This is a genomic window from Enterobacter sp. K510 (assembly GCF_055804875.1).
The window spans coordinates 98,345-111,814 of record NZ_JBNRLQ010000006.1 but is presented as its reverse complement, the minus strand read 5'-3'; the positions used below and the strand labels follow the sequence as shown (position 1 = coordinate 111,814).

At 57.3% G+C, this 13,470-nt stretch carries 14 protein-coding genes; 6 read left to right on the top strand and 8 right to left on the bottom strand.

What is annotated here, in order from left to right:
• Positions 1-156: 156 nt before the first annotated feature.
• From secM to mutT, 3 genes are all read left to right on the top strand, one after another.
• Positions 157-660 carry a secA translation cis-regulator SecM gene (gene secM, locus ACQUTD_RS12050; RefSeq protein WP_318363868.1) on the top strand — a complete coding sequence of 168 codons (504 nt, stop codon included), beginning with the start codon at positions 157-159 and terminating at the stop codon, positions 658-660.
• Positions 661-722: 62 nt separating this feature from the next.
• Complete coding sequence (gene secA / locus ACQUTD_RS12045) at positions 723-3,428, top strand: preprotein translocase subunit SecA (protein ID WP_473276242.1); 2,706 nt, start codon at positions 723-725, stop codon at positions 3,426-3,428.
• A 60-nt stretch (positions 3,429-3,488) separates the two neighbouring features.
• A complete protein-coding gene (gene mutT, locus ACQUTD_RS12040; protein WP_072570620.1) occupies positions 3,489-3,881 on the top strand; it encodes an 8-oxo-dGTP diphosphatase MutT in 393 nt (130 codons plus the stop codon).
• Here the strand turns inward: mutT and yacG are convergent.
• From yacG to coaE, 3 genes are read right to left on the bottom strand one after another with little or no spacing between them, the layout of a single operon-like run.
• The gene (gene yacG, locus ACQUTD_RS12035) at positions 3,878-4,072 is read right to left on the bottom strand and encodes a DNA gyrase inhibitor YacG (RefSeq protein ID WP_072570622.1); all 195 of its coding nucleotides are present in this window, start codon (positions 4,070-4,072) and stop codon (positions 3,878-3,880) included. The two genes, mutT and yacG, sit on opposite strands and share 4 nt — an antisense overlap.
• A 9-nt stretch (positions 4,073-4,081) precedes the next feature.
• Entirely contained in the window at positions 4,082-4,825 is a 744-nt protein-coding gene (zapD, locus tag ACQUTD_RS12030) for a cell division protein ZapD (RefSeq protein WP_473276239.1), read from the bottom strand.
• Positions 4,825-5,445 carry a dephospho-CoA kinase gene (gene coaE / locus ACQUTD_RS12025; protein WP_318363870.1) on the bottom strand — a complete coding sequence of 207 codons (621 nt, stop codon included), beginning with the start codon at positions 5,443-5,445 and terminating at the stop codon, positions 4,825-4,827. The genes zapD and coaE overlap by 1 nt, the downstream gene beginning before the upstream one ends.
• A gap of 261 nt (positions 5,446-5,706) precedes the next feature.
• Between coaE and ACQUTD_RS12020 the strand changes: the two genes are divergently transcribed.
• The gene (locus tag ACQUTD_RS12020; RefSeq protein WP_318373939.1) at positions 5,707-6,750 is read left to right on the top strand and encodes a GMP reductase; all 1,044 of its coding nucleotides are present in this window, start codon (positions 5,707-5,709) and stop codon (positions 6,748-6,750) included.
• 36 nt (positions 6,751-6,786) lie between these two features.
• Here the strand turns inward: ACQUTD_RS12020 and hofC are convergent, their stop codons facing one another.
• The 4 genes from hofC to nadC form a co-directional block, all read right to left on the bottom strand.
• The gene (hofC, locus tag ACQUTD_RS12015) at positions 6,787-7,989 is read right to left on the bottom strand and encodes a protein transport protein HofC (protein ID WP_473276236.1); all 1,203 of its coding nucleotides are present in this window, start codon (positions 7,987-7,989) and stop codon (positions 6,787-6,789) included.
• The gene (gene gspE / locus ACQUTD_RS12010) at positions 7,979-9,364 is read right to left on the bottom strand and encodes a type II secretion system protein GspE (protein ID WP_473276234.1); all 1,386 of its coding nucleotides are present in this window, start codon (positions 9,362-9,364) and stop codon (positions 7,979-7,981) included. Before gspE ends, hofC begins: the two co-directional genes overlap by 11 nt.
• A complete protein-coding gene (ppdD, locus tag ACQUTD_RS12005) occupies positions 9,361-9,810 on the bottom strand; it encodes a prepilin peptidase-dependent pilin (RefSeq protein ID WP_318377031.1) in 450 nt (149 codons plus the stop codon). The genes gspE and ppdD overlap by 4 nt, the downstream gene beginning before the upstream one ends.
• Positions 9,811-9,988: 178 nt before the next feature.
• Positions 9,989-10,882, bottom strand: coding sequence for a carboxylating nicotinate-nucleotide diphosphorylase (gene nadC, locus ACQUTD_RS12000; RefSeq protein ID WP_318377030.1), 894 nt, complete (start codon positions 10,880-10,882; stop codon positions 9,989-9,991).
• 87 nt (positions 10,883-10,969) lie between these two features.
• On the opposite strand from nadC, the gene ampD reads away from it, so the two are divergent.
• Entirely contained in the window at positions 10,970-11,533 is a 564-nt protein-coding gene (gene ampD, locus ACQUTD_RS11995) for a 1,6-anhydro-N-acetylmuramyl-L-alanine amidase AmpD (protein ID WP_072570633.1), read from the top strand.
• A complete protein-coding gene (ampE, locus tag ACQUTD_RS11990; protein WP_072570635.1) occupies positions 11,530-12,384 on the top strand; it encodes a beta-lactamase regulator AmpE in 855 nt (284 codons plus the stop codon). The genes ampD and ampE overlap by 4 nt, the downstream gene beginning before the upstream one ends.
• 128 nt (positions 12,385-12,512) lie before the next feature.
• On the opposite strand, the gene ACQUTD_RS11985 is transcribed toward ampE, so the two are convergent.
• Complete coding sequence (locus ACQUTD_RS11985) at positions 12,513-13,463, bottom strand: family 43 glycosylhydrolase (RefSeq protein WP_473276231.1); 951 nt, start codon at positions 13,461-13,463, stop codon at positions 12,513-12,515.
• Positions 13,464-13,470: the final 7 nt, after the last annotated feature.

Below are 13,470 nucleotides of genomic sequence, written 5' to 3'. Positions count from 1 at the left end.
ATTTTTCCTGGTGCGTTCGGTGTTTTCTTAAGCAGTTTTACCTCTTCCACGCCTTCATTACTGCTGTCCTGTCACGCCATTAGTGGTAATATTTGGGCGCACAAAAACGAATACACAAATAAACCTGTGCAGGTTTGCATCATTCAGGTGAGGTAAGTGAGCGGATTACTGACGCGCTGGCGACAATTTGGCAGACGCTACTTCTGGCCGCATCTCTTGTTAGGGATGGTCGCGGCGAGTCTCGGCCTCCCCACGCTCAATAACAACGCTGACGCCGCGCAACCCGCCAGAACCGCTGCCAGTAATCACGATCGCATCACCCCGGTTAACTTCACCAGCCTTGCGCTGCTGGAAGCAAACCGCCGCCCCAGTTTTACGGTGGATTACTGGCATCAGCACGCGATCCGCACGGTTATCCGCCATCTCTCTTTTGCTATGGCGCCGCAGACGCTGTCTGTCGCGGAAGCGCCATTGCCTGGCGAAGCGCACCACCGCGCGCTGCTGGATACGCTCAATGCCTTACTGACGCTGGAGAGAAAACCTCCGGTCATCGTTCGTCAGTACATCACTGCTTCATCGTTCTCCCCGAAGGCGTTTAACGTCTCTGCCTGGCTGAGCCAGGTGCAGGGGATCCGCGCCGGACCTCAACGCCTCAGCTGATCTTTTCTGGTTTTTTCCTTTTTTATTAGACTCCGCGAAGCGGGGCGTTTGAGATTTTTATTATGCTAATCAAATTATTAACAAAAGTTTTTGGTAGTCGTAACGACCGTACCCTGCGCCGTATGCGTAAAGTGGTGGGCGTCATTAACAGCATGGAACCGGCAATGGAAAAGCTCACCGACGATGAGCTGAAAGCGAAAACCGGTGAATTCCGAGCGCGTCTGGAAAAGGGCGAAACCGTTGAAAGTCTGATCCCGGAAGCCTTTGCGGTGGTCCGTGAAGCCAGTAAACGCGTATTCGGTATGCGTCACTTTGACGTGCAGCTGCTGGGCGGCATGGTGCTGAACGAACGTTGCATCGCCGAGATGCGTACCGGTGAAGGTAAAACTCTGACCGCAACCCTGCCCGCTTACCTGAACGCCCTGAGCGGTAAAGGTGTGCACGTGGTTACCGTCAACGACTATCTGGCGCAGCGTGACGCCGAAAACAACCGTCCGCTGTTTGAGTTCCTCGGCCTGACGGTAGGCATCAACCTGCCCAATATGCCCGCTCCGGCGAAGCGCGAAGCTTATGCCGCTGACATCACCTACGGCACCAACAACGAATACGGCTTTGACTACCTGCGCGATAACATGGCCTTCAGCCCTGAAGAGCGCGTGCAGCGTAAACTTCACTACGCGCTGGTGGATGAGGTGGACTCCATCCTTATCGATGAAGCCCGTACGCCGCTGATCATTTCCGGCCCGGCTGAAGACAGCTCCGAAATGTACATGCGCGTCAACAAAATCATTCCTAACCTGATCCGTCAGGAAAAAGAAGACTCCGACACCTTCCAGGGTGAAGGTCACTTCTCGGTGGACGAAAAATCCCGCCAGGTGAACATCACCGAGCGTGGTCTGGTGCTGGTGGAAGAGCTGCTGGTCAAAGAAGGCATTATGGAAGAGGGCGAGTCACTGTACTCTCCGGCCAACATCATGCTGATGCACCACGTTACCGCTGCGCTGCGTGCGCACGTGCTCTTTACCCGTGACGTTGACTACATCGTGAAAGACGGCGAAGTCATCATCGTTGATGAGCACACCGGTCGTACCATGCAGGGCCGTCGCTGGTCTGATGGTCTGCACCAGGCGGTTGAAGCCAAAGAAGGCGTGCAAATCCAGAACGAGAACCAGACGCTGGCGTCCATCACCTTCCAGAACTATTTCCGCCTGTATGAAAAACTGGCCGGTATGACCGGTACCGCGGACACCGAAGCCTTTGAATTCAGCTCTATCTATAAGCTGGATACGGTGGTGGTGCCGACCAACCGTCCGATGATCCGTAAAGATATGCCGGATCTGGTCTACATGACCGAAGCGGAAAAAATTCAGGCCATTATCGAAGATATTAAAGAGCGTACCGCCAAAGGCCAGCCGGTGCTGGTGGGTACTATCTCCATTGAGAAATCAGAAGTGGTGTCTCAGGAACTGGAAAAAGCGGGTATCAAGCACAACGTGCTGAACGCCAAGTTCCACGCCAACGAAGCGGCCATCGTCGCACAGGCGGGTTATCCGTCAGCTGTGACCATCGCCACCAACATGGCGGGTCGTGGTACGGATATCGTGCTGGGCGGTAGCTGGCAGGCAGAGCTTGCTGAACTTGAAGATCCAACCCCGGAGCAGATCGCGCAGATTAAAGCCGACTGGCAGGCGCGTCACGATGCCGTGCTGGCGTCCGGCGGTCTGCACATCATCGGTACCGAACGTCACGAATCCCGTCGTATCGATAACCAGCTGCGTGGCCGTTCTGGCCGTCAGGGCGATGCGGGTTCTTCACGCTTCTACCTGTCGATGGAAGATGCCCTGATGCGTATTTTTGCCTCTGACCGTGTGTCGGGCATGATGCGTAAACTGGGTATGAAGCCAGGCGAAGCTATCGAACACCCGTGGGTGACCAAAGCCATTGCTAACGCCCAGCGCAAAGTGGAAAGCCGTAACTTCGATATTCGTAAGCAACTGCTGGAATATGATGATGTGGCGAACGATCAGCGCCGTGCGATTTATACCCAGCGTAACGAATTGCTGGACGTGTCCGACGTAAGCGAAACCATCAACAGCATCCGTGAAGATGTCTTTAAGGCGACCATTGATGCGCACATTCCGCCGCAGTCGCTGGAAGAAATGTGGGATATCCCTGGCCTGCAGGAACGTCTGAAAAATGATTTCGATCTGGAACTGCCGATTGCTGAGTGGCTGGATAAAGAGCCAGAGCTGCACGAAGAAACCCTGCGTGAACGTATTCTGAGCCAGGCGGTGGAAGTCTATAAACGCAAAGAAGAGATCGTAGGCGCGGAGATGATGCGCCACTTCGAAAAAGGCGTGATGCTGCAAACGCTGGATTCCCTGTGGAAAGAGCACCTTGCGGCCATGGATTATCTGCGTCAGGGTATTCACCTGCGCGGTTATGCGCAGAAAGATCCGAAGCAGGAGTACAAGCGTGAATCCTTCGCCATGTTCGCGGCGATGCTCGAATCCCTGAAGTACGAAGTGATCAGCACCCTGAGCAAGGTGCAGGTGCGCGAACCGGAAGAAGTGGAAGAGATGGAGCAGCAGCGTCGTCAGGAAGCTGAACGTCTGGCGCAGATGCAACAGCTCAGCCACCAGACCGACGAAGCACAAGCCGCAGAAGCGCTGGCCGCACAGACCGGCGAACGCAAAGTGGGTCGTAACGATCCCTGCCCGTGCGGTTCCGGTAAGAAATTCAAACAGTGTCATGGCCGTCTGAATTGATCCTGTCATGACCACCACAAAAGGCGCAGATATCTGCGCCTTTTTTATGGAGCGAAATGAATGAAAGTACTGCATATTTCTGCCGGCATCATCCGCAATGCGCAGGGCGAAATCTTTATTACCCAGCGCGCTGCCGACGCGCATATGGCAAACAAAAAAGAGTTTCCCGGCGGCAAAATCGAAGCGGGTGAAACCCCGGAGCAGGCGCTGGTGCGCGAGCTGGAAGAAGAAGTGGGGATTGTCGTCACCAGCGCGCAGCTGTACGAGCGGCTGGAGTACAGCTACCCGGAACTGCATATCACACTGTGGTTCTATCTGGTGGAAAGCTGGGAGGGCGAACCCTGGGGCAGGGAAGGTCAGCCGGGTGGCTGGATAGCGCAGCAGGCGCTGAATGCGGACGATTTCCCGCCCGCGAACGCGCCTATCGTCACCCGGTTACACCAGGAACTTTAGGGCTTCTCTTCGCTCCAGTCGTCGCTGTCATTAAGCTCGCCGGAACTCGGGATGCGCTTTTCTTCCGCCGCCCACTCGCCGAGATCGATCAGCTGGCAGCGTTTAGAGCAAAACGGGCGAAACGGGCTGACGTCGCCCCAGACAACTTTTTTCCCGCAGGTCGGGCAGTTTACGATCATAACTTCAGACATATCAGTTCCTTAACAGCAGGCCAGTTCAAAATCCAGACGCTCAGGGATCACGCCATTTTCACTGTCCAGCGGCAGGAAGCGAATGGCGAAGCGGCTTTTATGGCCGGAAATTTGCGGATAGAGCGCATCCGACAGCGCAAGTTGCAGACGCAGTAAATCGGCATCCTCGCCGTTATCCTGGTAAAAACCATGCAGGCTGGTCTGCTTACGGAACGGCGCGGAATTACGCACTAATTCGAGGATCAGGGTTAACGTCTGGGTCAGGGGCTGCAGGCTGTTAAGCCAGACGCTGACCTGCTCATCCCGTTGCGCCTGGGGTAAATGCAGCCACAGGTGCAGCGTCGGCAAATCAAAGCTACAGCAGCCGCCGGGAATGCTCAGACGCTGGCGAACCAGGCCAATGAGTTTATCTTCACGCAATAACTGGCCGATGCGCGGGGCCGACATCAGCGTCGTGCTGCACTGTCTGAGCTGATCGCTGAGGGCGGCGATCCGCTCCTGATCCACGCCCGGCACTTCGACCCAGGCTTTAAGTTTACGCTGCTGGCGCTCCAGCTCTTTTAACAATTCTGTGCGTACTTCCCCGCGTTCGAACACATCCAGCAGGTCGCCGATATTACGGAAAAAATGCAGCGCGTCGGTGGAATCAGCAATGGGTAAACGGCATGACAGCTGCTGGATCAAAAATTCAATGCGCAACCAGGTGCGCATTTTTTCATTAAGCGGATGTTCAAAGAGGACATGGGTGTGCATTACGCTTTTTCCTGTGAAACGGCCCGGGCGGCGTAGCTAAGGTACGCGGCATGCAGGCGGGCAACATCCGATGCCACGGCATCTGGTGCGCCATTATTGTCAATAACATCGTCAGCGATGGCCAGGCGAGCTTCCCGCGTCGCTTGCGCGGCGAGTATATGTTCGGCATGTTCGCGTGTTACGCCATCGCGCTGCATGGTGCGAGAGAGTTGTATTTCAGGCGAGACGTCCACCACCAGCACCCGATCGGCTTTGGTATGTAACTGGTTTTCCACCAGTAACGGAACGACCCATAAGACATAAGGAGATGTCGCCTGGGCAATCTGGCGCTGGGTTTCCTGGTGAATTAACGGATGCAGTAAGGCGTTAAGCCAGGCTTTTTCTGCCGGGGAGGAAAAAATGCGTTCGCGCAGCACGCGACGATTTAACGTCCCGTCTGCGTTAATCACCGTATCGCCGAAGTGCTCGCCGATGGCAGCCAGCGCGGGCGTACCCGGTTCCACCACCTGGCGGGCGATAACATCAGCGTCTACTACGTTAACCCCACAGCGGGAGAAAGCGTTTGCGACAGTGGTTTTGCCACTGCCAATACCCCCGGTTAAGGCGACCGTATACCCCATAAAACAAAATCCCAAAATGGTCAGCCAGACGACGACCGGTCAATTTATTTGTTTCGTAAATCAATCGGTTATAATTCGTACAGAAAACGGGGCGTCAGATGCGGCGAAACTGAGCCGTTTTCCAGGTAAATTTATAGGATTGTAGCGTAAAAAAAGAGAATTTCGCAGTCTTGCGCAGACCTATTTAGTGCGTATGATAGCGTCACTGGAGTTGTGTGTTTGACAGTATGCTTTTATCGCCATTAACCCCAGGACCCCTACATGCGTATCGAAGAAGATTTGAAGTTAGGTTTCAAAGACGTCCTTATCCGCCCTAAACGTTCTACCCTCAAAAGCCGTTCCGACGTTGAACTGGGACGCGAATTCACCTTTAAGCATTCAGGTATGGCCTGGTCAGGGGTGCCGATTATTGCCGCCAATATGGATACCGTCGGCACCTTCGCGATGGCAAAAGCACTGGCTTCATTCGACATCCTGACGGCAGTACATAAACACTATTCCGTAGCCGACTGGCAGGCGTTCGTTGCGCGTGAATCCGACGCGGTGTTAAAACACGTGATGGTGTCCACCGGCACCTCTGATGCGGATTTCGACAAAACCCGCCAGATCCTTGCCCTGAATCCGGCGCTGAACTTTATTTGCATTGACGTGGCAAATGGTTACTCCGAACACTTCTCGCAGTTTGTGACCAAAGCGCGCGAAGCCTGGCCGAATAAAACCATCTGCGCGGGCAATGTGGTGACCGGCGAAATGTGTGAAGAGCTGATCCTTTGCGGCGCGGATATCGTCAAAGTGGGCATTGGCCCCGGCTCCGTGTGTACCACCCGAGTGAAAACCGGCGTTGGCTACCCGCAGCTTTCCGCGGTGATCGAATGTGCCGATGCGGCGCACGGTCTGGGCGGGCAAATCGTCAGCGATGGCGGCTGCACCGTACCGGGCGATGTGGCGAAAGCTTTCGGCGGCGGCGCAGATTTCGTGATGCTCGGCGGTATGCTGGCGGGTCACGATGAAAGCGGCGGCACCGTTGTGGAAGAAGACGGTGAGAAATTCATGCTGTTCTACGGCATGAGCTCTGAATCCGCGATGAATCGTCATGTCGGCGGCGTAGCGGGTTACCGTGCAGCCGAAGGTAAAACCGTGAAGCTGCCGCTGCGTGGCCCGGTTGAAAACACGGCGCGCGATATCCTCGGCGGCCTGCGTTCTGCCTGCACCTATGTGGGCGCGTCCCGTCTGAAAGAGCTGACCAAGCGTACCACTTTCATTCGCGTGGCGGAGCAAGAGAACCGCGTGTTCAACAGTCTCTGATGCCTTTGCTGGCGCGGTTCGCTGCGCCAGCCTTATCTATCCCATTCCGCTCATTGCATCCCCCAGATGAAACACCGGCAGATACATGGCCACCACCAGCGTACCAATAATTAATCCCGTGACGATCAGCATGATCGGCTCCAGCAGTGCGGCCAGGTTATCTGCCAGCTGCTGCGTCTTTTCGCTGTGATAGCGAGCCAGATCTCCGAGCATGGTATCCAGCGCCCCTGACGCCTCGCCGGTTCTGACCAGCTGTACGCAGAGCGGGGTAAATTCGCCGCTGTTCTTCAGCGCCTGCCAGATCGGTGCTCCCTGGGTGATCTCATGATGCGCCTGATGCAGCAGGTCACGCCAGTACGGGCAGGGCAGCGTATTTTCCACACTCTCCAGCCCCTGCAAAAAGGCGATACCGGCGTTTTGCGTAAGCATCAGCACGGTAAAAATCTGGCTGAGCTTTTGCCCGCGCAGGAGTGCGCCCACCACCGGACACCGCAGCAACAGGCGCTGACGATAGCGCAACCAGCGCGGCTTTTTACGCAGCTTATACAGGGTAAGAATCAGCGCGATAAACAGTACCAGCACCGCCGCGCCCCACTGGTGTATACCGTCCGCCAGCGCCATCACGCCGCGCGTTAACGCTGGCAGCGGCGCGTTAAAGGTGCGGTAGATGGCGGCGAACTCCGGCAGCACCAGGTAAACCATTGCCAGCACAATCAGCACCGCCAGCGATAACACGATCAGCGGATAGCGCAGTGCCTTTTTAACCTTCGCCGCCAGCAGCCGCTGCGCCTTTTGCCGGGCCGCCAGCTCAAAACAACAAGTATCGAGTTTACCCGTCAGTTCACCGGTGTGGATCAGGGCAATATACAGCGGTGGAAAGGCCTGCGGCCACTGCTGGATCGCCGCCGAAAACGGCGTGCCCTGTTCCAGCTCCTCCGCCAGGTGTTGCAGCAGCGCCTGCCACTGGGCGCGCGGATGCTGTCCGGCTAAAAGCCGTAACCCATCCGGCAACGGCAGCCCCGCCTGCAACAGGGTCGCCAGCTGGCGGATCACCTCCTCGCTGTGCGTTCCCCGCCAGGCGCGCGCATGCACCGGACAGCGTTTAAGCTGTAAGAGGTGCACAGCGCGGTGCTGTAAGGCCATCGCCACGCTGACCCGGTCCTCACCCCACAGCAGCCCCTCGCGTGGATGTCCCGCCTGATCCAGCCCGCGCCACTGCCACAGGGTATTAGTCGGCATGGGGAATACCCAGTACGCGCAGCAGCTCTTCCTGCGTGGTCAGTCCGCGCTCGACGGCCAGACAGCCGCTCTCGAACAGCGTGGTCATTCCGGCCTGCCGCGCTTTGCGATGAATGTCGCTGGCCGTATCCCCCGCGGCGATGGCATGCCGCAGCGGCTTGTTTACCGGCAGCACCTCAAACAGCGCGATCCTGCCGTAAAAACCGTGATAGCACTGCTCGCAGCCGGTGGATTGCCATCGTGGTAACGGGCGCGACCACAGCGCTGGCGGGATCAGCGTGTCGCTCTGGATTTTTGACCGGCAGTGCGGGCAGAGTTTGCGCACCAGCCGTTGCGCCACCACCAGCGAAAGCGCCGAGGCGAGCATCCATGGCGCAACGCCCATTTGCTGGATGCGCGTCAGGGTTTCGCTGGTGGAGTTGGTGTGCAGCGTCGACAGCACCAGATGCCCGGTCTGCGAGGCTTTGATGGCGATTTCCGCCGTTTCGCCATCGCGGATCTCACCGACCATGACGATATCCGGATCCTGACGCAGCAGCGCGCGCAGTACGCTCTGAAAGCTCAGGCCCGCACGTGGATTGATTTGCGTCTGATTAAGTCCCGCCAGCGGGATTTCAACAGGATCTTCCACGCTGCAAATATTCACCTCATCGCTGTTACGCGACTGTAAGGCGCTGTAGAGCGTCACCGTTTTACCGCTGCCGGTAGGCCCGGTCACCAGCAGCAGGCCCTGGGGTTTGCTGAGCGCGGTCTGAAACTGCGCCAGCTGTTCCGGCAGCATGCCCAGTTGCGTCAGCTCCAGCGTCTGATTGACCTGATGCAGCAGACGCAGAACAACTTTTTCACCGTAGCGGCAGGGCAGGGTGGCAATGCGAAACGAAATGGCTTTACCGTTGAGCGTTACGGTAAACTGCCCGTCCTGCGGCAGGCGGCGCTCGGCAATGTCCAGATTGCCCAGTACCTTAAGACGCGCCACCAGGGTTTTCGCCATGGCTGGCGCCACCGGCGGCAAGGTGTGCAGTACGCCGTCCACCCGCAGACGAATTCGAAAATCAGCCTCGCCCGGCTCAAAGTGGATATCCGATGCCCGCAGCGTCAGCGCCTGTTGCAGGGTATGATCGAGAAACGCCGTCGTGGTGGCGCTGTCCTGCGTCACAACAGATAGCTGCGGCGCAGAGAGACGCTGCCGGTGTTTTTCCATCTCCTCCGCCGTCCAGCACTCAATGTCGATACGCTTTTGGGTAGCAAAGCGCAGCGCAGCCATCAGATCGTCAGACGGTTCGTTTATAACCGCGATAGCGATGCGCCGATCGTTACTCTCCAGCAGCAGGGCGTTATGACGCTGACATAACGCGATCAACTGTTCCTGTTTCATTTCGCCTCCTGTTGACCGCTGAAGCGAAACACCTCTTCACAGGCCTGTTTCAGCGCGCCATCGTCCTGCACCGTGCACAGCCGATCCCAGCCCGTCATGCCATTGCTGTTATTCCACTGCGGCGTGAGGGTAACGCCAAGCCCGGTCAGGCTTTCCTGTCCGGTAAGCGCCACGACGCCTTTCACTACGCTCATGGCGGAGACATAGCGGGTGGTGGTAGGCGACGGAATGCCGTTACTGCCCGCATCGCAGGCCGACACGCCGCCATGATCGAGGGCGCACAGTTCGATTGCTGTCCGGTAGGGGATGAAGGTTTGCAGCATGTCCGTCAGCGCCGCTTTGCGCAGGTAATTCTGGTAGGCGGGTATGCTGATGGCGCTGAGGATCGAAATAATGCCGATAACCACCATCAACTCAATTAAGGTAAATCCTTTTTGCGTGTCCATAATGTGCTCCTTGTTGACCTGGAGCGACTCTGGCATTTATGGCGGGGCGGTGCGAGGGGATAAAACGTATCCGCGAAGGCGGCTTCAGAAGATTTTACGCGTGTTGCAATATTCAGCACGATTATTGCGAGCGGCTACGAAAAATTGCCCGACGCCTCCCGCCGGGCAACGCACGCTATCAGCGGAAACGCATCGACAGATCCAGCGCCTGCACATGCTTGGTCAGCGCGCCCACGGAAATGTAATCCACGCCGGTGTCGGCAAATTCGCGGATCGTTTCTGCGGTGACGTTGCCGGACACTTCCAGCCGCGCCTGGCCGCTGGCGCGCTTCACCGCTTCGCGCATTTGGTCAGTGTCGAAGTTGTCGAGCATGATGATGTCGGCCCCGGCTTTCAGCGCATCATCCAGCTCATCCAGGGTTTCCACTTCCACCTCCACCGGCACGTCGGGGTGCAGCCAGAAGGCTTTTTCCACTGCCTGACGGACGCTGCCCGCGGCGATAATGTGGTTCTCTTTGATCAGGAAGGCATCCGACAGCCCGAGGCGATGGTTCGCCCCGCCGCCGCACAGCACGGCATATTTCAGCGCGGTACGCAGCCCCGGCAGGGTTTTGCGCGTATCCAGCAGCTGCGTTTTGGTGCCCGCCAGCAGCGCGACGTAGCGGCTGACCACGCTGGCGACGCCGGAGAGCGTTTGCACAAAGTTAAGCGCCGTGCGCTCGCCGGTCAGCAGCACGCGGGACGGGCCGTCCAGCTCAAACAGCGTTTGATTCGCGGTGATGGCATCGCCGTCGGCGACATGCCACGTCAGGGCGACAGCGTCGCCAGCCAACTGAATAAAGACTTCTTCCACCCAGCGTTTACCGCAGAAAATGCCGTCTTCGCGGGTGATCACCACGGCGTGTGCGCGGTCGTCTGCGGGCAATAATTGGGCGGTAATATCATTGTTCGCATCAACCTCTCCACCGAGATCTTCCTGCAGCGCGCGCGCCACAGCGGCAGGAATGTCGAGGTTAATACGTTCTAAAAGCGCGTCACGTCGATGGTCGGGGTTATAGCGGCGAGGCGGCATGATAAACTCCAAAAAGGGTAACGAATCAAAAGATTGAAACATGCTACTCTGAACCGTGTATCAGCACCATATCTTAGGAGATCCTGCATGCTGTTAAACAAGGGCTGGTTGGTGGATGCGCGCCATGTGCCTTCGCCGCACCATGACTGCCGCCCGGACGATGAGACCCCCTCGTTACTGGTTGTGCATAATATAAGCCTGCCGCCCGGACAATTTGGCGGGCCGTGGATTGATGCGCTGTTCACCGGTACGCTGGATCCGCAAGCCGATCCCTTCTTCGCTGAGATTGCCCATCTGCGCGTATCAGCGCATTGCCTGATCCGTCGCGATGGCGAAATCGTGCAGTACGTTCCTTTCGATAAACGCGCCTGGCATGCGGGTGTGTCTTGTTATGCGGGCCGCCAGCGGTGCAATGATTTTTCCATCGGCATAGAGCTTGAGGGAACGGACACCACGCCCTACACCCCGGCGCAATATCAGCAGTTAGCCGCGGTGACGCAAACATTGATCGGGCTTTATCCGGCAATTGCTGACAATATAACCGGGCACAGCGATATCGCACCTGAGCGTAAAACCGATCCCGGCCCGGCTTTTGACTGGGCGACATTTCGTGCTCTGGTCACCCCCTCGTCAGATAAGGAGATGACATGACGTTGTTTACTATGCTGTTAGTTCTGATTGCCGAGCGCCTGTTTAAACTCGGCGAGCACTGGCAGCTCGATCACCGCCTTGAAGTGCTGTTCCGCCGCATCCGCCATTTTTCGATGTTCCATACGCTGGGTATGACCGCGCTGGCGATGCTGGCGACCTTTCTCGTGTTACGCGCGCTTTATGGCCTGTTTTACAACGTGCCGCTGCTGGTGGTGTGGATCCTGCTTGGGCTGTTATGTATCGGCGCGGGCAAAGTACGGCTGCACTATCACGCTTACCTGAAGGCCGCAGCGCGGGATGATGCCCATGCGCGCGGCGCAATGGCCAGTGAACTGACGATGATCCACGGCGTGCCGCCGGACTGCGATGAGCGTGAGTTTTTACGCGAGCTGCAAAATGCGCTGTTGTGGATTAACTTCCGCTTTTACCTCGCGCCGCTGTTCTGGTTTATCGTCGGCGGGACATGGGGACCGGTGACGCTGGTAGGCTATGCGTTTTTACGCGCCTGGCAGTCGTGGCTGGCGCGTTATATGACGCCGCCGCAGCGCCATCAGTCCGGGATTGATGCCATTCTGCATGTGCTGGACTGGATCCCGGTACGGCTGGTGGGCGTGGTGTATGCGCTGATTGGTCACGGTGAAAAGGCGCTTCCGGCCTGGTTTGCCTCACTTTACGATCGTCATACGTCGCAGTATCAGGTGTTGACGCGGCTGGCGCAGTATTCGCTGGCGCGTGAGCCGCATCTGGACCGCGTCGAGACGCCAAAAGTGGCGGTTTCAATGGCGAAGAAAACGTCCTTTGTGGTGGTGGTTGTGGTGGCGCTGCTGACGATTTACGGGACGCTGGTGTAACTTTTGAGACGATGCCGGGTGGCGCTGCGCTTACCCGGCCTACAAGATCCTGCGCTTATCCGGCCTACAGATCCTGCGCTTACAAGCATATGTAGGCCCGGCAAGCGAAGCGCCGCCGGGCAATCTTCTTAATTGTTATCCGCCGGTGGCACCCCAAAGTCCGGCATCCCGTCCTCTTTCCAGTGGATCACTTTCAGCCGCGTATGACGGTTCGGATCGTACAGCGGATCGCCTTCGATCTCGGTGTAGTTGCGGGCGTGGTAAACCAGCACGTCCTGGCCGTCCGGCGTTTGCGTAAAGCTGTTATGACCCGGCCCGTACTGGCGATTCTCATAGCTGGTCACAAAGACCGGCTGCGGGGATTTATGCCAGTTTTCCGGCTGCTGCGGGTCGGCGTCAATAGCGATCCACAGCAGGCCCAGGCAGTAATTTTCATCGGTGGCGCTGGCGGAATAGCTGATAAATAACCGATCGCCATGGAACAGCACCGCCGGACCTTCATTGACCTTAAAGCCCCGGCACTCCCAGTCAAATTCGGGTTTGCTTAACATCACCGGCTGACCCTTAATCGTCCAGGGATTTTCCAGCTCTGCCAGGTACAAGTTTGAGTTGCCTTCAATGGCCGGATCTTTTTGCGCCCACAGGTACCACTGTTTACCCTGATGCTTAAAGGTAGTGGCATCCAGGCAGAAAGAGTCGAACTGTGTTTTGATCTGCCCTTTTTCCGTCCAGCGACCGGTCAGCGGATCGGCGTCGGCGCACTCCAGCACAAACATACGGTGCTGGAACATATTCAGCGCATCCAGATCGTGGGTGTGCGTGGCGGCAAAATAGAGATACCACTTGCCGTTAAGATGATGCAGCTCCGGCGCCCAGATAAGCTGGCTCATCGGGCCGCTGGCGGGTTTACGCCAGACCACGCTTGCAGGCGCCTCGCGCAATCCTTCGATAGTGGCGGCGCGGCGGATCTCCAGCCGATCGTATTCCGGCACCGAGGCGACAAAATAGTAGGCGTTGTCGTGGCGCAGAATAAAGGGATCGGCGCGTTGTTCGATAAAGGGATTGGGCCACGGGTTCATCAGGCTT

Excerpts from the sequence above, each read along its gene's own strand:
- ACQUTD_RS11985 (WP_473276231.1), bottom strand. The coding sequence starts at position 13,463 with ATGAACCCGTGGCCCAATCCCTTTATCGAACAACGCGCCGATCCCTTT.
- yacG (WP_072570622.1), bottom strand. The coding sequence starts at position 4,072 with ATGTCTGAAGTTATGATCGTAAACTGCCCGACCTGCGGGAAAAAAGTT.
- zapD (WP_473276239.1), bottom strand. The coding sequence starts at position 4,825 with ATGCACACCCATGTCCTCTTTGAACATCCGCTTAATGAAAAAATGCGC.
- ampE (WP_072570635.1), top strand. The coding sequence starts at position 11,530 with ATGACGTTGTTTACTATGCTGTTAGTTCTGATTGCCGAGCGCCTGTTT.
- coaE (WP_318363870.1), bottom strand. The coding sequence starts at position 5,445 with ATGGGGTATACGGTCGCCTTAACCGGGGGTATTGGCAGTGGCAAAACC.
- ampD (WP_072570633.1), top strand. The coding sequence starts at position 10,970 with ATGCTGTTAAACAAGGGCTGGTTGGTGGATGCGCGCCATGTGCCTTCG.
- gspE (WP_473276234.1), bottom strand. The coding sequence starts at position 9,364 with ATGAAACAGGAACAGTTGATCGCGTTATGTCAGCGTCATAACGCCCTG.
- nadC (WP_318377030.1), bottom strand. The coding sequence starts at position 10,882 with ATGCCGCCTCGCCGCTATAACCCCGACCATCGACGTGACGCGCTTTTA.
- ppdD (WP_318377031.1), bottom strand. The coding sequence starts at position 9,810 with ATGGACACGCAAAAAGGATTTACCTTAATTGAGTTGATGGTGGTTATC.
- hofC (WP_473276236.1), bottom strand. The coding sequence starts at position 7,989 with ATGCCGACTAATACCCTGTGGCAGTGGCGCGGGCTGGATCAGGCGGGA.
- ACQUTD_RS12020 (WP_318373939.1), top strand. The coding sequence starts at position 5,707 with ATGCGTATCGAAGAAGATTTGAAGTTAGGTTTCAAAGACGTCCTTATC.
- mutT (WP_072570620.1), top strand. The coding sequence starts at position 3,489 with ATGAAAGTACTGCATATTTCTGCCGGCATCATCCGCAATGCGCAGGGC.
- secA (WP_473276242.1), top strand. The coding sequence starts at position 723 with ATGCTAATCAAATTATTAACAAAAGTTTTTGGTAGTCGTAACGACCGT.